General features: G+C 71.5%; 19 protein-coding genes. 15 read left to right on the top strand and 4 right to left on the bottom strand.

All coding sequences use genetic code 11. The annotated features are described in order from the left end of the window. The first annotated feature begins 50 nt into the window (after positions 1-50). The 3 genes from AB0L95_RS35255 (at position 51) to AB0L95_RS35265 (ending at position 2843) form a co-directional block, all read left to right on the top strand. Positions 51-542 (top strand): helix-turn-helix domain-containing protein, encoded by a 492-nt coding sequence (locus AB0L95_RS35255; RefSeq protein WP_365169151.1) that lies wholly within the window; start codon positions 51-53, stop codon positions 540-542. A 538-nt stretch (positions 543-1080) separates the two neighbouring features. Beyond that, positions 1081-2292: an MFS transporter gene (locus AB0L95_RS35260; protein ID WP_365169154.1), complete on the top strand. Its 1212-nt coding sequence runs from the start codon at positions 1081-1083 to the stop codon at positions 2290-2292. Between the two features lie 131 nt (positions 2293-2423). Continuing rightward, positions 2424-2843 (top strand): heme-binding protein, encoded by a 420-nt coding sequence (locus AB0L95_RS35265; RefSeq protein ID WP_365169157.1) that lies wholly within the window; start codon positions 2424-2426, stop codon positions 2841-2843. A gap of 145 nt (positions 2844-2988) precedes the next feature. Here AB0L95_RS35265 and AB0L95_RS35270 read toward each other — a convergent pair whose 3' ends face one another. After that, the gene (locus tag AB0L95_RS35270) at positions 2989-3771 is read right to left on the bottom strand and encodes an SDR family oxidoreductase (RefSeq protein WP_365169160.1); all 783 of its coding nucleotides are present in this window, start codon (positions 3769-3771) and stop codon (positions 2989-2991) included. A gap of 104 nt (positions 3772-3875) precedes the next feature. Between AB0L95_RS35270 and AB0L95_RS35275 the strand changes: the two genes are divergently transcribed. Continuing rightward, a complete protein-coding gene (locus AB0L95_RS35275) occupies positions 3876-4469 on the top strand; it encodes a TetR/AcrR family transcriptional regulator (protein ID WP_365169163.1) in 594 nt (197 codons plus the stop codon). A gap of 379 nt (positions 4470-4848) precedes the next feature. Continuing rightward, positions 4849-5343 carry a carotenoid oxygenase family protein gene (locus AB0L95_RS35280; RefSeq protein ID WP_365169223.1) on the top strand — a complete coding sequence of 165 codons (495 nt, stop codon included), beginning with the start codon at positions 4849-4851 and terminating at the stop codon, positions 5341-5343. An 83-nt stretch (positions 5344-5426) separates the two neighbouring features. Here the strand turns inward: AB0L95_RS35280 and AB0L95_RS35285 are convergent, their stop codons facing one another. Then, positions 5427-6878, bottom strand: coding sequence for a WGR domain-containing protein (locus AB0L95_RS35285; RefSeq protein WP_365169165.1), 1452 nt, complete (start codon positions 6876-6878; stop codon positions 5427-5429). Between the two features lie 456 nt (positions 6879-7334). Here AB0L95_RS35285 and AB0L95_RS35290 point away from each other — a divergent pair, with 456 nt between their 5' ends. Beyond that, positions 7335-8738: an amino acid permease gene (locus AB0L95_RS35290; protein ID WP_365169167.1), complete on the top strand. Its 1404-nt coding sequence runs from the start codon at positions 7335-7337 to the stop codon at positions 8736-8738. 28 nt (positions 8739-8766) lie between these two features. Here AB0L95_RS35290 and AB0L95_RS35295 read toward each other — a convergent pair whose 3' ends face one another. Next, positions 8767-9663, bottom strand: coding sequence for an RNA polymerase sigma-70 factor (locus AB0L95_RS35295; protein ID WP_365169225.1), 897 nt, complete (start codon positions 9661-9663; stop codon positions 8767-8769). Between the two features lie 29 nt (positions 9664-9692). Further along, complete coding sequence (locus tag AB0L95_RS35300) at positions 9693-10898, bottom strand: FAD-dependent oxidoreductase (protein WP_365169169.1); 1206 nt, start codon at positions 10896-10898, stop codon at positions 9693-9695. 416 nt (positions 10899-11314) lie between these two features. On the opposite strand from AB0L95_RS35300, the gene AB0L95_RS35305 reads away from it, so the two are divergent. The 9 genes from AB0L95_RS35305 to AB0L95_RS35345 all read left to right on the top strand — a co-directional run bounded on the left by AB0L95_RS35305 (position 11315) and on the right by AB0L95_RS35345 (position 21756). Then, positions 11315-11842, top strand: a complete 528-nt coding sequence (locus tag AB0L95_RS35305; protein ID WP_365169172.1) for a hypothetical protein — start codon at positions 11315-11317, stop codon at positions 11840-11842. Between the two features lie 397 nt (positions 11843-12239). Then, complete coding sequence (locus AB0L95_RS35310; RefSeq protein WP_365169175.1) at positions 12240-14369, top strand: hypothetical protein; 2130 nt, start codon at positions 12240-12242, stop codon at positions 14367-14369. A gap of 85 nt (positions 14370-14454) precedes the next feature. Further along, complete coding sequence (gene pelF / locus AB0L95_RS35315) at positions 14455-16062, top strand: GT4 family glycosyltransferase PelF (RefSeq protein ID WP_365169178.1); 1608 nt, start codon at positions 14455-14457, stop codon at positions 16060-16062. Then, complete coding sequence (locus AB0L95_RS35320; RefSeq protein WP_365169181.1) at positions 16059-17471, top strand: hypothetical protein; 1413 nt, start codon at positions 16059-16061, stop codon at positions 17469-17471. The genes pelF and AB0L95_RS35320 overlap by 4 nt, the downstream gene beginning before the upstream one ends. Positions 17472-17577: 106 nt before the next feature. Next, positions 17578-18579, top strand: a complete 1002-nt coding sequence (locus AB0L95_RS35325) for a GDP-mannose 4,6-dehydratase (RefSeq protein WP_365169184.1) — start codon at positions 17578-17580, stop codon at positions 18577-18579. A 46-nt stretch (positions 18580-18625) separates the two neighbouring features. Beyond that, complete coding sequence (locus AB0L95_RS35330) at positions 18626-19339, top strand: sugar phosphate nucleotidyltransferase (protein WP_365169186.1); 714 nt, start codon at positions 18626-18628, stop codon at positions 19337-19339. Between the two features lie 7 nt (positions 19340-19346). Then, positions 19347-20273, top strand: coding sequence for an NAD(P)-dependent oxidoreductase (locus AB0L95_RS35335; RefSeq protein ID WP_365169189.1), 927 nt, complete (start codon positions 19347-19349; stop codon positions 20271-20273). Beyond that, on the top strand, positions 20270-20932 hold the full coding sequence (locus AB0L95_RS35340) for a spherulation-specific family 4 protein (RefSeq protein ID WP_365169192.1): 663 nt from the start codon (positions 20270-20272) through the stop codon (positions 20930-20932). Before AB0L95_RS35335 ends, AB0L95_RS35340 begins: the two co-directional genes overlap by 4 nt. Beyond that, positions 20929-21756 (top strand): endo alpha-1,4 polygalactosaminidase, encoded by an 828-nt coding sequence (locus AB0L95_RS35345; protein ID WP_365169195.1) that lies wholly within the window; start codon positions 20929-20931, stop codon positions 21754-21756. Before AB0L95_RS35340 ends, AB0L95_RS35345 begins: the two co-directional genes overlap by 4 nt. The last annotated feature ends 23 nt before the right edge of the window (positions 21757-21779 follow it).

Genomic DNA, 21779 nt, shown 5'->3' on the forward strand with positions numbered 1-21779 from the left:
GGACGCTACCGCCTGGCTACGCATGAAGCAAGCCAGGTTAGGGTTAGGACATGACTGATCTGCTGACGGAACGCGATGCCTGGTCCACGACCAACTGCTCCATCGCCCGCGCCCTGGAGATCGTCGGCACCAGATCGGCGCTGCTGATCATGCGCGAGGCGTTCTTCGGTACTCGTCGTTTCGACGACTTCGCCAGACGTGTGGGCATCGGCGAGCCCGCCACGTCCGCACGCCTGAAGGAACTGACCGCCGCGGGACTGCTGGAACGCGTCCCCTACCGGGAGCCCGGCCAGCGAACCCGGTACGCCTACCAAATGACGGAGAAGGGCCGCGACTTCCTGCCGGTGCTCATGGCACTGCGACAATGGGGCGACACCTGGGCCGCGGACGAACAGGGCCCCTCGGTGGTCGTACGCCACAAGGAGTGCAGCGCCCCGGTCCACGCGGTTCTCCAGTGCGAGAACGGACACGACATCACGTACGGGGACACGGTCGTGGACCACGGGCCGGGCCTCATCCGCAGAAGCCAGCACAACGACTGAGCCTGGCGGCTACGACTCAATCCGGCGGTGACGGTTGACACGGCCGGGCGGCATGCGCCGACCGGGCCCGACGGCGGACCCATTGCCAACCGGCCGCCGGGGCCGCCCGCCCGTCGCACACCGCCGCTTCGAGCCGAGCGCGCCCGCATCATGCTGCCGTCATGCCGCCGTCACCAGAAAACGCTTCCTCCGGCGCAGCGGCAACGCCGGACCATGGACAGGGTGAAGTCGCCGCCTCGACGGTCCGGCGGTGAGCGAGGACGGACACATCGACTGCGTTCGGATCTTCGCGCAGGAGCGCCATCCGCCTCCCCCGACGCCAACCGCACCCTCCCCGAGCCACCCCCGCTGACGGACGGCCCTGGCCGCTGGACCGCACGGACACGCCCGACCACGCTGCGCACCCTCGGCCGCCCAGATGGTTGCAGGCGACGACATACGGCGCACTCCGCATGCTCGACTTTGATTTATCCCGCGTATGCAACTATTGTTTTCACACGTAAGCACCTCACGCAATCACCTGGAAGGCTGTCTTCCCATGCCTCTCGCGCTCCTGGCTCTGGCCATCGGGGCCTTCGGAATCGGCACCACCGAGTTCGTGATCATGGGCGTGCTGCCTCAGGTCGCGGGTGACTTCGGGGTCTCCATCCCCACCGCCGGCTGGCTGGTGTCCGGTTACGCCCTCGGCGTTGTGATCGGCGCACCGCTCCTGACCGTGCTGGGCAGCAGCATCTCCCGCAAGAAGATGCTGACGTACCTCATGGGCCTGTTCATCGTCGGCAACACGCTGACCGCCCTCGCCCCCTCCTTCGGCGTCATGCTCATCGGCCGGGTCATCGCCTCGCTCGCACACGGCGCCTTCTTCGGTATCGGCTCCGTGGTCGCCGCCGATCTGGTCGCCGCGCACAAAAGGGCCTCGGCCATCTCCCTGATGTTCATGGGACTGACCGTCGCCAACATCGTCGGCGTGCCGGGCGGCACCTATATCGGCCAGGCCCTCGGGTGGCGGACCACCTTCGCCGTGGTGGCGGCCCTCGGCGTGATCGGGCTCCTCGGTGTGGCCAAGCTGGTGCCGGAGACGGGCCGGCCCGAGACCCAGAGCATTCGCACGGAGTTCGCGGTCTTCCGGAACGTGCAGGTGTGGCTGGCCATGGCCATGACGGTGCTCGGGTACGGCGGAGTGTTCGCCGCGATCACCTACATCACCCCGATGATGACCGAGGTGGCCGGCTATCAAGAGGCCGCGGTCACCTGGCTGCTGGTTCTCTTCGGGATCGGCATGTTCCTGGGCAACGCCATCGGCGGCCGGCTGGCCGACCGCGCCCTGATGCCCATGCTGTTCACCTCACTCGGCGCCCTGGCCCTCACGCTCCTGCTGTTCACGGTGACCGCGCACAACAAGATCCTGGCCGCGCTCACGCTGACGCTGATCGGCGCCCTGGGCTTCGCCACCGTACCGCCGCTGCAGAAGTGGGTCCTCGACCAGGCCTCGGCCGCGCCCACCCTGGCCTCAGCAGCCAACATCGGCGCCTTCAACCTCGGCAACGCCCTGGCGGCCTGGCTCGGTGGCATGGTCATCGCCGCGGGCCTCGGCTACACCTCGCCCAACTGGGTCGGCGCCCTGTTGTCCGGCACCGCACTGTTGCTGTCCTTCCTGGCCGCCCATCTCAACCGACGCACACGCGCTTCCGCCCGCCTCGTGGCGGCATCCGGCGGCACGGCGCATACGCCGGCCGACGCGACGCACTGAGCGTCGCCGCGTTCTCCCCGCACCGAGCCCCTCGATTCCGGAGCCGCAGACCACCCCTTCACCGACGGCAGATCACCACCGACCGATCTGCGAGCCCGTCACCGAACTACAACCCGTGGAGTGAAACCCCTATGAGCACCACCGCCGTCACGCCGCTGACCACCCAGGACGCCGAGGCCCTGATCGCTGCCGCCCTCAGCGCCGCCGAGGCCGCCGGAGTAACCGTCAGCATCACCGTCCTCGACGCCGGCGGCCACCTCCTCGCCTTCCGCCGCGACGACCAGGCCGTGCTGATCTCCGGGGAGACCAGCACCCGCAAGGCGTACACCGCCCTCCAGCTCAACGCCCCCACCGCCGACCTCGTCGACGCGGTCAAGCCCGACGGCCCCTTCCACACCCTGCCCACCGCCCTGAACCAGCCGCTGCTCTTCATCGCCGGCGGGCTCCCCGTCCACCGCGACGGCCGGCTCATCGGCGCCATCGGTGTCGGCGGCGGTGCCCCGGAGCAGGACCACACCTTCGCCACGTCGGCCGTCGAGTCGCTGGTCTGACCCGCACCCCACCGCGATGCGCCGGCTGAACCGCGGTGACGCGGGGCTGCGGTGACGCGGAATCATGGCAGCCGGGTCCGGGCAGAATTCCCTGCCCGGACCCCGCCGCCGTTTCCCTCACAGGTGCCGTGGGCGCATGGAGAGGTCAGGCCTTGAGCGCACGGCCTGCGACCGCGAGGACAACTCGGCGCGGCGCAAGCCTGGATGACAGTACCGACAGGCGATTGCCCAGCCCCACGACCACACTCGGCGGAGTGCTGCCGCGCTCCAGGGCGCGGCGGGTCGCCGTCACCACCTGCCCAGCCGTGGCGACGCGCCCCACCATCGCATCGTGGCTGCCGACCACGTCGAAGAATTCGGTGCTGACAGGACCGGGTGACACGGCGAGCACGCGCAGCGAGGACCGACGGGTCTCGTAGGCCAGGGCCTCCGTCAGGTTCAGCACGAACGCCTTGGTGGCGCCGTAGACGGCCATGGCCGGGGTGGGCTGGTAGGCGGCGGTGCTCGCCACCGTCACCAGGGCGCCCCGGCCATCGGCCATCAGCTCGGGCAGGAAGGCCCGGGACAGTTCGGCGACCGCCCCGATGTTGAGCTGGACCATGCGGGAGATCTGCTCCGGCTCCTGATCCAGGAACGCCCCATGGCTTCCGGAGCCGGCGTTGTTGATCAGCGTCTGCACGGTGATGCCACGCGCGTCGAGTTCCGCCCGCAGATCCGCCGCGCCTCCCGGCCGGGCGAGGTCCGCGGCGATGGGGGTGGCGGTGATTCCATGGCTCTTCTCCAGCTCGGTGGCGAGCTCGTGGAGCCGGTCAAGGCGGCGGGCGACGAGAACGACGTCGGCACCTCGCTCGGCCCACTGCCGGGCGAACTCCTCGCCCAGTCCCGAGCTGGCGCCGGTGATCAAGGCCGTCGTGGATCGATAGGACATCTTGGACATCGTCGGGTGCTCCGCTCCCTAGCCGCGACATGCGGGACAATCAATGTAGGCAAGCTCATACATTGTAGTCAACCGCCAACATTGAGGAGGGCGCTGTGCCCGAAGGCTCCTACCATCACGGCAATCTGAGAGCCGCCCTGCTGGAACGGGCCGAGGCCGTGCTGAGCGAGTCCGGAGCCGTCGGCCTCTCCCTGCGCGGCCTGGCCCGCGACCTCGGCGTCAGCCATGCGGCACCGACCCGCCACTTCCGCGACCGCCAGGCCGTGCTGGACGCGCTCGTGGTCGACGGATTCGTCGAGCTCAACGGGCGCCTGCAGGCGGCCGCGGACGAACCCGGGCCGGTCGAACAGCGGCTGATCGCGCTCGGGCGGACGTACCTGGGCTTCGCCGTGGAGCGCGCCGCCCTGCTCCAGCTGATGTTCACCGCGAAACACGAGGAGCAGTCCAGCGAGGAACTGCGCGAACTCGGGCACCAGGCCCTGGAGATAGCCGCCCGTCTGATCACCGAGGCGCAGCAGAACGGCATCGTCCGTCCCGGCGACCCCGTCCGACTGGCGCAGGTCGCCTTCTCCACCGTGCACGGTCTGGCCACCCTGGCCGTCGGCGGGCTGCTCGACGACACACCCCTGGAGGAGGCCACCGATCTCGCACTGCAGGTACTGCTGGCCGGTCTGCGGGCCACACCATAGGGCCGGGGAGACGAGGTTCGGCCGGTCCGGCCCGCGCGCAGACCGGACCCAGCGACCACGAACCTTCAGGGCGCGGTGCCCGCCCTCGCCCGGCCCGACGGCGCACCCGCCGTCGGGCCGGCACCCAACGACCTCGTGACGAGCGTCACACCCCATTGTTCGAACTTCGACGCCGGCTCTGCATCCAGTCGGCGTCGATCACCGGGCGGCTTCAGAGCAGCACTCCTCCGCAGCCGTCCACTCCACTTCACCAAGGACCCCGGTACCTCCGGGGTCGCTTCGCCCCGGTCCCCGAGGAGCAGAGCGCGGCCGATCTCACCGTGCGGGCTCACTGCCGCCCGATCTGGACGGCCGCTGTCTGCGCAATGGCCCCAACCCCCTGTCCGGCGAGGACAAGGGGCACTGGTTCACCGGCTCCGGCATGCTCCACGGCATCCGGCTGCGGCGAGGACGCGCCGCGTGGTACCGCAACCGGTGGGTGCGCACACGGGAGTTGGAGGGGCACCCGTTCGTCCGCCGGGACTTCACCATCGACCTGACCGCGACACCCGCCAGCACCCATGTGATCCGCCACGCCGGCACCGTGCTGGCCCTGTGCGAGGTGGGCCTCCCCTACAGGGTCACTCCGTCGCTGGAGACCGTCGGGCCGTACGACTTCGGCGGTCGACTGAAGACCGCGATGACCGCCCACCCCAAGGAGGACCCCGCCACGGGCGAACTGCACCTGTTCGGAACCGGGTTCGCCCCGCCCTGCCTCACCTACCACCGGATCACCGCCGAGGGGCTGCTGCTCGACAGCCGCCCGATCGACGTACCGGGCCCGACGATGATGCACGACTTCGCCATCGGCGGGTGCCGAAGGTGCCGACCGTAGTCCGGCGACGACCTGCGCTCACCAGGGATCGGCCGGATGCCGTCCGCCGTGATCGCAGCGGAGCCGTGCGGCGCCCGCCACGGTCACAGCAGCCGCCGGATGTCACCGCGGACGCGGTAGAAACCGCCGGCCGCCGCGTGCAGTGCGTCCACGACATAGCGTGCCCCGGGCTCCCGTATCGCGCGCGGGAACTGGACGTTCCAGGACGCGTCGTAGCCCTCGGACACCACGTGCACGCGCAGGCGCCCGCTGTCCTGGACGCACTCGACGACGACCGCACCGGTGGGAGCGTGGCCGACGGTGGCCACCGCGCCCACGGTCGTGGCCGGCGCGTAGGTCGGCAGGGCCGCGGCGAGCTTGATGTCCCGCGCCACCGGCACCGTGCCCTGCTGCGCCGCGGCGATGGCCGCCTCGCTCGCGTCCACGCACACCAGTGAACCCGCCGTGGTCACCAGGTACAGTCGCTCGTCGCGGTACTGCATCGACAGCGCCGAACCGTCACCCGTGCCGAGCTTCCACAGGCGCGTGCCGTCCTGGTCGAAGCAGTAGACGGACGACGCCGCGTCACCGGCGAAGACGAACCGCCCGCCGGGCGAGGTGGCGCACGAGTACACCGAGCTGTCACAGGTGTAGGTCGCCTCGATCGCTCCCGTCGCCTTGGACAGCCGCTGGACCACGCGGTGTGACGTTCCCGCGTACACGGTGTCGTCCTCCTGCCAGCCGAACAGGACGCCGCCCCGGGTGGGCGTGTGCCACAGCTCGCCGCCGCCGTCGGGCGCGTAGGCGGTGACGCCCCGGTGGTGTCCGTGGTAGACGGCACGGTCGTCGGCCCGGACCATCCAGGCGTGCTCGCCCTGGCTGCGGCGGGCCCACTGGTGCTCGTCCTCGTGGTCGATGACGGTGAGCCGGCCGGCGCGGTCCGAGACGTTCAGGACGCCCTCGTGGATGTCCAGCCAGAAGATGTCGACGTCCGCGGCGATGTCGTACGCCGCGAACGGCAGTTTCGAGGACAGGTCGTAGACCCTGCCGTCGTCGCAGCCCGCGTAGATCCAGAAGTCGTCGGCGACCAGGCACTTCACGCCGTCCGGCAGGCTGAACCGGGCGAGCAGGCCACCCTCGTGGTCCAGGGTGTAGACGTCGCCCGCCTGGTTGCCCACCCAGCAGCGCTCGTCGTCGACATGGATGCCGAACGCCGAGGAACCGGTGCGGAACCGCCACAGCACGGGGGCGACCGCGCGGGCGGTGGAGGGGGCCGAGGCCACCTGACGCCGGGTCACCGGCCGCGGGGCGGTCTGTCCGGGAACGGCGGGGGCGTAACCCTTGCGGACCTTCTCGCCGACCTTCTTCGCGGCCGCGCTCCGCGCCTTCTCCGCCGTGGCGAACGTCGTCGTCTGAGTCTGCCCCCCGGCACCGATCCGTCCGTACCGCACCGTCACCACCTGGCCGTCGACGATCACTTCGTAGAACTTGTGCGCGCCGCCGCCCTCTTGCGACAGCTCCAGATACGTCGTCGACACCGTGGAACCGGCAGACATGGCAGACCCCTCCCCAGGGCGGACCCGCGGCCTCTCCGGCAGGTCCCAGTGATCAAACCGTAGGACGAGGCACTGACAATCGGCGCACTCAGACGGCCGGACCCGCTCCGAGTCGACGGTGCAGTCCACGACCGTCAGTGCCCGGTCCCACTGGGCCGGTGTGCGGCAGGGCCGTCGCGGGGACGAGGCGGTGCCGCCGTCCTCGGCGTCCAGGACCGCCAGGGCGATCAGGAGCAGACCCCGGAAGTGTCACAGCTCACGCGGGGATCCCGGGCACGCACCGGGCGGGCCGCTGGACGATTCCCGGCTCAGAGCCCGTGGAAGCGCACCTTTTGCGGCGTCCGACAGGACCTACAGGACAAAGTCAGATGATTTGGAGCGATGTCGTCCCATGCCGGACCATGGGCTCCGGCCCGGCGATCCCGGGCACCTGTTCGAGAGAGGCAGCACCACCCTATGCACGACACCGGAACCGTCCCGCAGTCGGCTCCGGCCCCGCGAGAGACCCCCGCGGCCCCCTCCCCCGCCGAGGACCCCACCGGCAGCAACGGCAGACACGCCCGCCGCTTCGGGCTGCCCGTCGCCACCGCCCTGGTCATGGGCAACATCATCGGCGGCGGCATCTTCCTGCTCCCGGCCTCCGTCGCCCCGTACGGCACGGTCAGCCTGATCGCCTTCGGCGTCCTGACCGTCGGCGCCATCGCCCTCGCCCTGGTCTTCGGGCGGCTCGCCGAGCGCGACCCGCGCACCGGTGGGCCCTACGTCTACGCCCGCGAGGCCTTCGGCGACTTCGCCGGCTTCCTCGCCGCCTGGGCGTACTGGATCACCACCTGGGTGTCGAACGCGGCACTCGCCGTCGCCGCCGTCGGCTACCTCGACGTACTGGTCCCGGTCAACGACCACCGCTGGAGCGCGTGTCTGGCCGCGCTCGCCCTGCAGTGGCTGCCCGCGCTCGCCAACTTCGCTGGCACCCGCTACGTCGGCGCGGTCCAGCTCGTCTCCACCGTGCTGAAGTTCGTGCCGCTGCTGCTGGTCGCAGTCGGCGGGCTGTTCTTCTTCGACCCGCACAACCTCGGTCCGTTCCAGGCGAGCGGCGGCAGCGCGGTCGGGGCGGTGTCCGCCGCCGCCGCGGTCCTGCTCTTCTCCTACCTCGGTGTGGAGTCCGCCGCCGTCAGCGCGGGCGAGGTCAAGAACGCCCGGCGCAATGTCGGGCGCGCCACCGTCATCGGCACCACGGGCGCGGCGCTGGTCTATCTGCTGGGCACGCTGTCCGTCTTCGGCACGGTCGCGCACGACCGCCTGGTCCACTCCACCGCGCCCTTCTCGGACGCCGTGAACGCGATGTTCGGCGGCTCCTGGGGCGGCTGGGCCGTCGCGCTCGCCGCGCTCGTGTCGATGACCGGCTGCCTCAACGGCTGGACCCTGCTGAGCGCCCAGACGCCGTACGCCGCCGCGCAGGACGGCCTGTTCCCCGCCGCCTTCGCACGCCGGCGGCGAGGCGTGCCCACGGTCGGCGTCGCCGTCACCGTCGTGCTGGCCTCGCTGCTCACGATCTCCACCTACACCTCGGGCGCGGGCAGGGTCTTCGAGACCCTGGTCCTCGTGACCACCTTCACCGCGACCGTGCCGTATCTGCTGGCCACCGCCGCACAGCTCTTCCATCTCGTCTCCGGGAGGCGCGAGCAGGTCGACCGGGTGCGGCTGACGCGGGACGCCGCGGTCGCGTCGGTCGCGGCCGCCTTCACTCTGTGGCTCGTGGCAGGCGCCGGGTACGCGGCGGTGTACCAGGGTGTTCTGTTCCTGTTCGCCGGGATCATCGTCTACGCGGTGATGGCGGCCCGCCGGACGAAGTCGGCCTGATCCCCGAGGACGGCCCGGTCGGCACCGTTCACCGCGTTCGCTGCCCCGCGATGTCGTGAACGGTGCCGTCGGCAACAGCCTGGAGCTTGTCCGGGTTGGCCACATTGTGGATCGCGGTGATACGGCCGTCGGCGTCGAAATCGAAGGTGACCGTGGCGATCACACGATCCGGTCCGCTGAACACGATGCCCGGCCCTCCGTTGAGCTGAGCGAGGTCGGCGTTCATGTCGGCGGCCTCCACGCCTTGGTAGGTGACGGTGCCGATGGCCGCGAACCAGGCGGCCACCGTGGACGCGCCCACGACCGGGCGCAAGGCCTGGCGCACCTTCCCGCCCCCGTCGGTCCACAGGGTGACGTCCGGGGACAACAGCTCCATCAGCGCGTTGACGTCACCCCCGGTCGCGGCGGCGACGAACCGCTCGGTGACGTGGCGCTGCCGCGACCGGTCGGCGGTGAAGCGAGGCCGCCGGGCCCGCACATGTTCGCGGGCGCGGTGCACGGCCTGCCGCACCGCGGCTTCGGAACGCCCCACCGCCTCCGCGATCTCGGCATGGCTGAAGTCGAAGACCTCCTTCAGCACGAACACCGCGCGTTCGAGCGGGCTCAGTGTCTCCAGCACCACCAGCATCGCCATCGACACCGACTCCGTCACGGTGGCGGCATCGGCGGCATCCCCGCCGGTGAGGATGGGCTCCGGAAGCCACGGCCCCACATAGGTCTCCCGCTGGTGCCGGGTCGAGCGCAGCCGTTCCAGCGCCAGGTTCGACACGATCCGCGTCAGATAGGCCTTGGGTTCGGCCACCTGCGAGCGGTCGGCGGCCGACCACTTGAGCCAGGCGTCCTGGACCGCGTCCTCGGCGTCCGCCGCGCTGCCGAGGATGCGGTAGGCCACCGAGAACAGCAGATTGCGATGAAGGACGAACATCTGCTGGTCGATGGTCGGGGACGGGCCGGTCACCGTGCCTCCCGGATCCGGGTGAAGCCTCCGCCGCGCGGCCAGAGCGCACCTGAGGAAGGCATCTTCTTCATACGGCCCCATGTGCGCCAAGGGGAAGCGGTCACCGTCTCCTTGTAGCGCACGGCGATGCGGCCGGTCAGGCAGAACCGTCGAGGGGAGTCGTCGGGCCGGGTGAACTGCACGACCGCATCGTGCCGGCCCAGACTCACCGGCGTGTGGTAGTAGCCGAAGCGGAACGGCTTGGGCCGCCTGCCTTTCAGCGCACGGAGGATCGCCAGCGCGGCGTGCACTCCGCTGGGCATACCGCCCTGGCAGGTGCCGTGCAGGACACCATAGCGCTGGCGGATCGCGGCCGCGTCGCCCACGGCGTACACCTCGGAATGCGACACCGACCGCAGCGTGGCGTCGGTGACGATACGGCCGCGCTCGTCGACGGTCAGCCCGGCGGTGGCCGCGAGCGGCGACACCCGCGTACCGCTCGTCCAGAGGACCGCATCGGCGGCCACGTGCTCGCCGCCGGCCAGCTCGACCCCGTCAGGCAGCACCTTGACCACCTCGACCCCGCCGCGTACTTCCACCCCCAGGCGCTGGAGTGCGGACCGCAGATACGCCCCGGCCTTCGGGTTCATGGCCGTGCCCGGATGCTGCCGGCCCAGCAGCACGACGCTCAGCTCGGGGTGCCGCTCGGCGATCTCGGCAGCCGCCTCGACGCCGGTCAGTCCGGTGCCGCCGACCACGACCGTGCCGCCGCCGAGCCGTGCCAGCCGGTCGGCCAGTGCCTTCGCGTCCCCGGTCGTGTCGAGGGTGTACGCATGTTCCTCGGCGCCCGGCAGCGCCGCGGTGTCGGCCACGCCGCCCAACGCGTACACCAGTGTGTCGTAGGGCAGTTCGCGGTCGTCGTCGATCCGTACGGTCCTCGCGTCCGTGTCGACCGCCGTCACCCAGCCGCGTACGAATCGGGCCCCCGTCCCCTCCAGCAGGTCTGGGATGCTCAGCTCGGCGAGCCGCTGCCCCGTCGCCGCCATGTGGAGCCGAAGCCGTTCGGTGAACCGCTCCTGCGCATCGACCACGGTCACCCGCACGTCCTCGCGCCCCGTGCCGCGGGCCGCGAGCTGGACGGCCGCGGACAGGCCCGCGTATCCCGCACCCAGGATCACCACATGGTGCGTGGTCGCGGCGCCTGCTGTGTGTCGTGTGCTCATTCCTCCGCCTTCCTCCACCCGCTGCTGACGACCAGGAGATGGGAGCTGCCCGTCCGTCTGTGACATGAGGGCGATGTGACGCGCGACACCATCGAAACGGGCTCACCGTGCGGGCCGGATATGTGCGCATGGCCGAGAACATCCTCCTGTACACCCGGAGTCATCCGACATGCCGCGCGACCCGCAGGTCCCGTATGCGCCAATAGCGCCCGGCCACGCCACCGTTGCACCCGCGACCGCCCGCCCGCCGGACCGCCTCGCCGCACCGTCCGTGCCGTGCGTGTATACGACGAGCGGGACGCCGTCACACCTTCGCCGCACGGTCTTCACATGAGGCACACTTCCGGCCGACGGGCCCTGCCGGCCCCGCCGGAGGGGCAGACGGTGCGCTCGCCGCATGCCTAGCCTCCCGGGCCATGCGATCACCTCTGAAGAGACGCCTGGGTCTCGCCGCCGCCCTTGCCTTCGTCCTCGCCGTCTTCGGACTCGCCCCCAGCGCGAACGCGGCCGATCCCGCGCCGGCCGCGCTGACGTTCGCCACCGACAGCAGCACCACCACCCCCGGGGGCACGGTGAACCTGTCGATGACGATCACCAACAACAGGACCTACGACATCTGGTTCGTCTACCAGACGATCGACCCGACCTGGCTGACCACCCAGCGCCCCGACCTGAAGTACAGCTTCACCGGCTGCAGCCTGGCCACGGCGGCCGGCAGCACCCCCTGTTCCGGCACCGGCCCGGCCAACCTCGGCAGCAACTACGGCGCCACCATCCCGCCCGGACAGAGCCGCACCGTCACGCTGACGCTCAAGGTCGCCGCCGACTCCGGCTGCAACGGCAACATCGGCTTCTACTCGTACTACTACGCCGAGTTCAGCGACAGCACCAACACCAACGGCGGTCCGGTCTACTCGCCCGACACACGGGTGCTCTGCTCCTGACGAACCCCCGGTTCCGCGGTGGGCTGACCTGAATTCAGCCTGTGATCGGGCACCCACCGCGGTCCGGACCTCTGGCACCTCGACCGGCGGACCCCTGGGTCCGCCGGCGCGCCGCTCGGGTCCCGGACCAGCGCACGCGACCCTCGACGCACCCTTCCGGCCCGGGCGGCCCCGGTGCAACAGAATGCCGAATTCCGTTGCAGTGGCGCCTAGTTGGTCACCTTCACTTTTCCGTCATGTTTCGCCACAGGACCACGAAAGCTACACAGAGCCATCACCATGTACGCGACGAGAGCGTCGACGACCGGCTTCTGAGGGGGTGCCGGCGTCACGTCAGGGGGTGCGTCCGCTCCATGGGAGCTGTACTCACCCCTGCCCGGGGAGGGGACTTCACCGCATGAAGCGGACCATACGCACGAGCGCGCTGACGGTGGGCGCACTCATCGCCGCGCTGGGCCTGCCGGCCGGAACGGCCCACGCCGACACCGCGGCACCCCGCATCGACCTGCGGGTTCTGCTGGTGAGCGACGGCGGCCCGGCCACCGAGGCCATCGCGGCCGAACTGGACGCCGCGGGAACGCCGTACACCGAGATCGACCTCGGCCGGTCCGACCGGCCGGCCATCGACGCGGGTTTCCTCGCCGACACCGTGGACGGCCGGCCCCGCGCCAAGTTCCAGGCCGTGGTCCTGCCCGACGACAACCCGTTCGCGGCGGGCTCCGCCGAGATGGCGGCGCTCGCGACCTACGAGCAGACGTACGGGATCCCGCAGGTCGACGCCTACACCTATGCGCGCCCCGAGGCCGGCCTGCAGTATCCGGCCTACGGCGGCTACTCCGGGAGCCTCGACGGCGTCCAGGCGGAGGTGACCGACGCCGGCAAGGCAGGGCCCTTCGGCTATCTCGACGGAGCGGTGCCCTTCGAGGACAACTCCCCGACCGTGAGCGAGAGTTACGCCTATCTCTCGACCCCCGCCGCCGGCGCGGACTTCACCCCGTACGTCGACGCGCCCATCCCGGGCACGTCGAAGCGGGGGTCACTGGTGGGCGAGTACCGGCACGACGGGCGGCGCGAGCTCGTCGTCACCTTCGTCTACAACCAGTACCAGCAGCAGTTCCGGCTGCTGGCCCGCGGCATCGTGGAGTGGATGACCTCAGGAGTCCACCTCGGGGCTTCCCGGAACTACTTCGCCGTGCACGTCGACGACGTCTTCGCCGCCGACGACCGCTGGGACACCCAGCTCAACTGCACACCGGGAGACGTCGACTGCACCAATGGCGCGGGCACACCGAACCCGATCCGCATGACCTCCGCGGACGTCGACTACGCCACCGCCTGGCAGAAGAGCCACCACTTCACCCTCGACATGGTCTTCAACGGCTCCGGCAGCGTGGACCAGCGCGAGGACAACAACGGCGTGGACCAGCTCGCCGACAAACTGATCGCCGACCGTGACCAGTTCCGCTGGGTCAACCACACCTACACGCACGCCTTCCTCGGCTGCGAGCAGGACACCACCGTGGTGCCCTGGAGATGCGTCACCGGCGCCGACGGCAGCACCACATGGGTCAGCCGCACCACCATCTCCGACGAGATCGCGAACAACCGGGCCTGGGGGGTCGCCGCCGGACTTCCGCTGGACGGCAGCGAGTTGGTCACCGGTGAGCACTCGGGGCTGAAAGTGCTGCCGCAGCAGCCCGACGACAACCCCGATCTCGCCCCCGCCCTCGCCGACAACCACGTCACCTGGCTCGCCTCGGACAACTCGCGCGAGTCCGGGCAGCGCCCCGTCGGTGCGGCCCTGACGGTCCCCCGCTACCCGATGAACATCTTCTACAACGCCGGCCACAAGGCCGAGCAGGTCGACGAGTACAACTGGCTGTACACCAGCCGCGCCCAGGGCGGAAGCGGCACCTGCGAGGACAACCCGGCCACCACCACCTGTCTGCCGGCACCCCTGGACACCGCCACCGGCTACAGCGACCACATCGTCCCGCTGGAGACCCGGATCGCCCTCGGCCATGTGCTGTCCAACGATCCCAAGCCGCACTTCATCCACCAGTCCAACCTGGCCGAGGACCGTATCGGCTACCCGGTCCTGAGCGGTGTCCTCGACGGGTACGACGCCCTGTTCTCGGACAACACCCCCGTGGTGAACCTCCGGATGAAGGACATCGGCACCGAGTTGCAGCGGCGCGCCGCCTGGCAGGCCGCCCTGCGGGCCGGGCAGGTCACCGCCTATCGCGTGGGCGGCACCGTGACGATCCAGGCGCCGAGCGGCGTGGCGGCCACCGCGACCCTGCCCAGTGGCACCCAACTGGCGGGCGGTGCCTTCGGCACGGCGTACGCGGGCGAGGTGTCCGGCTGGGCGCCCTCGTCCGGCTCCCCGCTCAGCCTCACCCTGCCGGCCTCCGCCGCGGCCCCGGCCGCCCATGCCACCCGGCCCGTCCGGGCCACCGGCCCCGCCCCCGGCACCCGCGTCCCCGTGGGGGTCGAGCGACAGGTCCCCTTCACCGCGGACCACTGAACGGCGCACCGACCGAAGGTCCCGGCCGCCCACCGGCGGCCGGGACCGGCACGACCACCCCACACCTCGGCCGTGGAGCACATCGATGCACGTTCACCACGGCGCGCGACGCCCCGGCGCGACGCGCGTCACTCTGCTCACCGAAGGCACCTACCCGCACAGTCACGGCGGCGTCAGCGTCTGGTGCGACCAGCTCGTCCAGGGCATGCCCGACCTCGACTTCGACGTCCTCGCCGTCACCGGCACCGGACGCGAGCCCGTCGTGTGGGACCTGCCCGCCCAGGTCGCGAGCGTCCGGTCCGTCCCGATGTGGGGCGCCCCACCGGAGGGCCGGGCGCCGCGAGGTCGCGCTCGCAACCGGCTCGTCACCGCCTATGAGCGGTTCCTGACCGCGCTGCTCGATCCCTGTGCCGAGGACGGCTTCGCCCCGGCCCTGTACGACCTGGCACGGGCCGCGGCGGACGGGGCGCTCAGCCCGTTCCTGCGCGGCGACCGGGCGGTCGCGATCCTGAGCGGGGTGTGGAACCGTCCGGGCCTGGCCGTACGCGAGGCCCGCCCGACCCTGCACGACGCGCTGACCGCCACCGCCCTGTTGGAACACGCCCTGCGTCCCCTGGCCGCGCCGCCGCCGCGGGACGGGGTCGCGCACGCGGTCAGCGGCGGCGTCGCCGTCCTGCCGGGTCTGGCCGGGCTGGAACGGTACGGCGTTCCGCTGCTGTTGACCGAGCACGGGGTCTATCTGCGGGAACGTTACCTCGGTTACCGCACCGCCCCCTATCGCTGGCCGGTGAAGGCCGTCGTCCTCGGCTTCTTCCGGTTGCTGGCGGAGGAGAGCTACCGCCGGGCGGCCCTGATCACACCGGGCAACCGTTACAACCGGCTGTGGGAGGAACAGGGCGGCGCCGCCCCGGAGTCCATCCGCACCGTGTACAACGGCGTGGACCCCGCCGCGTTCCCGCCGGCCGGACCCGAACCGGAGGCACCCACTCTCAGTTGGGCCGGCCGAGTCGACCCGATCAAGGACCTGGAGACCCTCATCCGCGCGTTCTCCCTCGTCCGGGAGCGCATACCCGGGGCCCGGCTCCGGCTGTTCGGCGGGACGCCCCGTGGCGGGGAGGCCTACCGGGAGCGGTGCGAGGCGCTGGCCGCCGGACTCGGGCACGCGGACGCCGTCACCTTCGAGGGCCGGGTCGACGACATCAAGGACGCCTACGCGGCGGGCAACGTCGTGATGCTCTCCAGCATCAGCGAAGGTTTTCCGTTCACCCTGATCGAGGCCATGTCGTGCGGGCGGGCGACCGTCTCCACCGACGTCGGCGGAGTGCGGGAGGCCGTCGGCGACACCGGCCTCGTGGTGCCGCCGCGCGATCCCGCGGCCATGGCCGCGGCGGCGCTGGAGCTGCTGGGCGCGCCCGGGCGCCGCCGGGCGATGGGCGAGGCGGCGCGGTTGCGGGTGATCGAGCGGTTCACCCTGCGGCAGACCATCGACACCTTCCGCGCCATCTACCTGGAACTGGCGGCACTCCCCCGTACCTCATCGGCGTACGTGTCTCCATCGCCTTCGCCGTCCCCGGCTCCCTCCCCGGCTCCGTCCAAATCGGCAGTTGTGCCCACGCCCACGCGTCCGGGGGCGGCGGCCGACGCGGACGCCCCGGCCTCGGTGGCCGCCGACGCGAGGAGTCTGGCCGGATGAGCGGGCCGATGGCGCTGGAGCCGGGCGGGACCGAACAGGACACGCTGGCACTGCGGTTGGCCGGAACCAGGAGACGTGCGCCGCGTCCCCGCCCGGCCGACGACAGCACCCTCACGCTGCGGCAGCCGGGGCAGGGCCCCGACGAGGACGCCGTCAGCCGACTGGCCGCCGAACTGGCCGACCGCATCGGTCCCGCAGTCCATCCCTACGAGGTGGCCGCGCTGCTGGAGGCGGAGGGCCTGTCCGCTGACGTGATCAGAGAGCGGTACGGGCATCCGAACCTGTTCTCGCTCGCCGCCGCGCTCTACGAGCGGGTGCCACGGGTCTTTCCCGAGCCCGCGCCGGTGCCCGACCCCTGGCGTCCGGACGCCGTGCGCTGTCTGCTGCGGGGCGTGCTGTTCGCGCTGCCGGGGCTGGCGTATCTGCTCACCGCACCCCTGTGGCATCCCGGCCGGCACGCCGCCGTGCTCGTGGTGGCCGGACTCGTGTCCTGGGCCTGGGGGCAGGCTCTGGGCCACCGTGCCCATCTGCGGATGGCGGCCGGGCGCCGGGAGGCCGGGCGGACGCTCCTGACCGGCGCGCCGACGGGGGCGGCGCTGGCCACGGCACTCGCCGCCCTGCCCGCCGGGGGCGGCCCGGTCACCCTGGCGGCGGCCGCACAGTCGCTGTACCTGGCGGCAGCGGGCGTCCTGCTGGTGCTGGGCCGGGAACGGCTGCTGCTGGCCGCATTGTCGCCGCTGGTCGCAGGGACCGCCGTACTCCCGTGGTGGGAGCCGGGCGCACCGCTGCGGGTCGGACTGCCGATGCTGGCGCTGGCCGGGACGCCGGCCGCCGCAGGCCTGGCCCTGAGGCAGGTCCTCGCCACCCCGCCCGCGGTCGGCGGCAGCCGACCGCGGCTGCTGTCGTCGCTGCCGTACGGCCTGTTCGGACTGGCCGCGGGCACGCTGGTGCTGTTGGAGGGGCGACGGGAGCCGTACGCCGTGATCGTGCTGACCGTGAGCATGGGACCGGCGGAATGGCTGCTGTACCGCTACCGAGGGCTGTCGGTGTCCGCGCTGCGCGCGACCGCGACACCCGCCGGATTTCTGCTGCGTTCGGCTGGCGTTCTCGGCCTCTGTCTCCTCGCCTACGTCCTTCCGCTGCTGCCCGCCGCCCTGCTGACCGGGGCCGAGCCGACCGCGCTGCTGCTCCTTGCGGCCACCCTGTGGACCGCGCTGCTGCTCCAGGCGTTCGGGGCGGCCTGGCCCTCGGCGGTGATCTGCCTCGCGGCCGCGGCCGCCGCCGGGACGGTCACGCTGCTCCGCCTGCCACCGGGCCCGGCGATCCTGCCGCTCGGCTGCGGCGCCGCCGCGCTGTGTCTGGCGGTGTGCGCGCTGCGCCTGCTGGGACGGCCCGCCCCGCACGCCTGATGAACCGGCCTGTGCGCGCTGCCCGTGCCGCCCTCCGGGTGCCGCACGGGGCACCGCGCGTCCCCGCACCACCACGCCCACCCAACCCATCGGAAGGAAACACGAGTTGACCTCCGCACCGCTCGCCGCCGTCACCGGAGCCGAGGGCTTCATCGGCTCCCATCTCACCGAGGCGCTGGTCGCCTCCGGGCACCGGGTCAGGGCCATGGTCCTGTACAACTCCTTCTCCTCCTACGGCTGGCTGGAGACGCTCGCCCCGGACGTCCTCGACCAGGTGGAGATCGTCCTGGGCGACGTCCGTGACCCCGGCTCGGTCCGCAGCCTGCTCGAAGGCGCCGATGCCGCCTACCACCTGGCCGCGCTCATCGCGATCCCGTACTCCTACCGGGCGCCGCACAGTTATGTGGACACCAATGTCACCGGCACGCTGAACGTGCTGGAGGCGGTGCGCGCCCTCGGCACGCCCCGGCTGGTGCACACCTCCACCAGCGAGACGTACGGCACCGCGCAGACCGTGCCGATCACCGAGGACCACCCCATCAACACCCAGTCCCCGTACGCCGCTTCGAAGGCGGGCGGGGACCGGCTGGCCGACAGCTACCATGCCAGCTTCGACACGCCGGTGGTGACGCTCAGACCGTTCAACACCTTCGGGCCGCGTCAGTCGATGCGCGCGGTGATCCCCACCGTCATCGGCCAGGTGGCGGCGGGGAAGCGCACGATCGCCCTCGGGGATCTGCGTCCCACGCGGGACTTCACCTTCGTCAAGGACACCGCGCAGGCGTTCCTCGCGGTGGGCGGCGCACCGGCCGAGCGGGTCGTGGGCCGTACCTTCAACGCCGGTACCGGCGGGGAGATCTCGGTGGGCGACCTGGTCGCGCTGATCGGCAAGGTGATGGACACCCCGCTGGACGTACGGGAGGACGAGGAACGCATCCGGCCCGCGAACTCGGAGGTGATGCGGCTGGTCGCGGACGCCTCCCGGCTCGCCGCGGCGACAGGCTGGCGGCCCGCCCACACGCTGGAGGAAGGCCTCGCGCACACCGTGGAGTTCTTCCGCGACCCGGCCAACCTCGCCCGGTACAAGACCGGCATCTACAACATCTGACCCCGACCGGCACGTCGTTCCCCGGCACCCACGAAGGAGGAGCCCCATGCACGCAGTGATCCTGGCGGGAGGCAAGGGCGTCCGGCTGCGGCCCTACACCACCGCGCTGCCCAAGCCGCTCGTCCCCATCGGCGACGAGCACGCCATCCTGGAGATCGTGCTGCGCCAGCTCTCCACGGCCGGCTTCACCCACTGCACGCTCGCCATCGGCCATCTCGGCGAGATCATCCGCGCCTACGTCGGTGACGGCTCCCAGTGGGGCCTGACCGTCGACTACGCCACCGAGGAGAGCCCGCTCGGCACCATGGGCCCGTTGCTGAACCTGCGCGACCGGCTGCCCGAGACGTTCCTGGTGATGAACGGCGACGTCCTGACCGACCTGGACTACGCCGACGTGCTGCGCACGCACCGGGACTCCGGCGCACCGCTGACCATCGCCACGTACGCCCGCAAGGTGCACATCGACTTCGGAGTGCTCACCACGGAGTCCAGCAAGGTCGTCGCCTTCACCGAGAAGCCCAGCATGGACTACCGCGTCTCCATGGGGGTCTATGGGGTCTCCCGTAGGACGCTCGACGGCTACACCCCCGGGCTGCCGCTGGGCTTCGACGAGCTGGTGCTCGACCTGCTGTCGGCTCAGAGACCGCCGCACGCCTACGATTTCGACGGCTACTGGCTGGACATCGGCCGCCCGGACGACTACGACCGGGCCAACGCCGAGTTCACCACCCGCAAGTCGCTTCTGCTCAAGGGAGCCTGAGCACCACATGCGCATTCTCGTCCTGGGCGGAACCGGGTATCTGGGCGGTCACCTCGTCGAACGGCTGCGGGCCCGGCCGGGTGCGCTGGTCCTCGGCGGTGGCCGTTCGCCCGGCGCCGACTTCGCCGTCGACCTCGCCTGCGACCGGCCCGAGGCCCTCGCGCGGACCCTGGCGTCGGCGGCGCCCGACGCGGTGGTCAACTGCGCGGGCGCCACCGGCGGCGACGCCGTGACCCTCGCCGAGGTCAACGCCCGTGGTCCCGCGGTGCTGTGTGCCGCGCTGCGGGAGGCGGCGCCCGCGGCGCGCCTGGTCCATCTGGGCTCGGCCGCCGAGTACGGCCCGGGCGTCCGGGACACCCGGGTGACGGAGTCGGCGGCCACCCGGCCGGTCACCCCGTACGGTGCGACCAAGCTCGCGGGCACGGTCGCCGTGACCGCCTCGGGCCTGGACGCGGTGGTGCTGCGGGTGGGCAACCCGGTGGGGCCCGGTGCGCCGTCCACCGGGCTGCCGGGCCGGATGGCCGCGCTGCTGCGCGCGGCCGGAGCGGACCCGGAGGCGGTGTTGCGGCTCGGCGATCTGTCGGCGTACCGCGACTTCGTGGACGTGCGCGATGTCGTCCGGGCGGCGGAACTGGCGGTGGCCGCGCCGGGCCCGCTGCCCCCGGTCCTCAACATCGGCGCAGGCCATGCCGTCGCGGTTCGGGAACTTGTGCGGGGACTGGCCCGCACGGCGGGTTTCCGGGGGCGGATCGAGGAGAACGCGGGGGGGTCGGTGCGCTCGGCCGACGTGTCCTGGCAGTGTTCGGACATCACCGCCGCGAACGAGGCCCTCGGCTGGCGGCCGTCCCGCACTCTGGACGACGCGCTCGCCACGCTCTGGGCGGCCACGGCCGAGGACTCCCGCCCCCATCCGGAAGGCGAGCACGCCCTGTGACCCTGCTGGTTCCGCTGTACGTGCACCCCGCCGAGGATCCGGGCGCCTGGCACCGTCTGATCACGGCCGCGGCCCGCACCTACGCCATCGTGCTGAACCCCGCGAACGGACCGGGCACGGACCCGGACCGGGCGTTCACCGCGGTGGCCGAGGCGTTGCGGGCGGCCGGGGCCCGGCTGCTCGGCTATGTGGACACCGACTACGGCCACCGCGACCGTGCCGAGATCGCCGAGGACCTGCGCCGGCACCAGCGGTGGTACGCGGCCGACGGCTGCTTCCTGGACCGGGTGACCGCGACACCGGGCGGGCTGCCGGCGTGCCGTCGGCTGGTCCGCTCCGTGCGCCGGCTCGGCGCGAGAACGGTCGTGCTCAATCCGGGAGTTCACCCGGCGCCCGGATACGCCCGGCTCGCCGACCTCACCGTCACCTTCGAGGGCCACTGGTCGACGTATGTGTCGGCGTTCAGCAGACCACGGTGGACTGCGCGGCAACCTTCCGAGCGGTTCTGCCATCTTGTGTACGGGGTGCCTGAGGCCCTGGTGCCGCTCGCCGTGCGCACCGCGCACGAACGCGGCGCGGCGGTCTGCGGTCCTGTGACCGGCGAACCTCCCAACCCCTGGGCCGAGTTGACCCCCGCACTGACCGAGATGGAGCGATGAAGAGCACGGTATGCGCCCGCGTCACCCTGGCGGCCGCGGTGGCGGCATCCGTACTGACCGGATGTTCTGCCACGGACGGCGGGCACGCCACGGACGGCGCGCGCGACGGCGACCGGCCGGCGAAGGCCCCCTGGCGGCCACACCCCGGACTGGCCTGGCAGTGGCAGCTCGACGGGAAGGTCGATGCCTCGGCCGACGTACCCGTCTACGACATCGACGGCTTCGAGAACTCCGCGGCGGACGTGGCCCGTCTGCACCGCGCCGGACGCAAGGTGATCTGCTATGTCAACGTGGGCGCCTGGGAGGACTTCCGTCCCGACAAGGACGTCTTCCCGCGCTCGCTGCTCGGGAGGTCCAACGGCTGGTCGGGCGAACGATGGCTGGACATCCGCCGCCGCTCGGTGCTGCGCCCGATCATGGCGCGGCGCTTCGACATGTGCCGTACCAAAGGCTTCGACGCGGTGGAGCCGGATCTGGTCGAGGGCTACGGCAACAAGACCGGCTTCCCGCTCATCGCGCGTGACCAACTCGCCTACAACCGCATGATCGCGGACCTCGCCCACGAGCGCGGACTGTCGGTCGGCCTCAAGAACGACCTCCCGCAGATCCCGCGCCTCGTGCGCGACTTCGACTTCGCAGTGAACGAGGAGTGCGCCCAGTACGACGAGTGCGCCCAGCTCACTCCGTTCATCAAGGCCGGCAAGGCGGTCTTCCACGTCGAATACGCCGAGCCGACCGAGAAGTTCTGCGCCGAGTCCCGTCGGTTGAAGCTGTCGTCGATGCTGAAGAAGCCGGAGCTGGGCGTGTGGCGCAAGCCCTGCTGACCCGGGCCCGGCCGTGCAGCGAC

The sequence above is a fragment of the Streptomyces sp. NPDC052036 genome (genome assembly GCF_040680495.1).
In the GTDB taxonomy this organism is placed as follows: domain Bacteria; phylum Actinomycetota; class Actinomycetes; order Streptomycetales; family Streptomycetaceae; genus Streptomyces.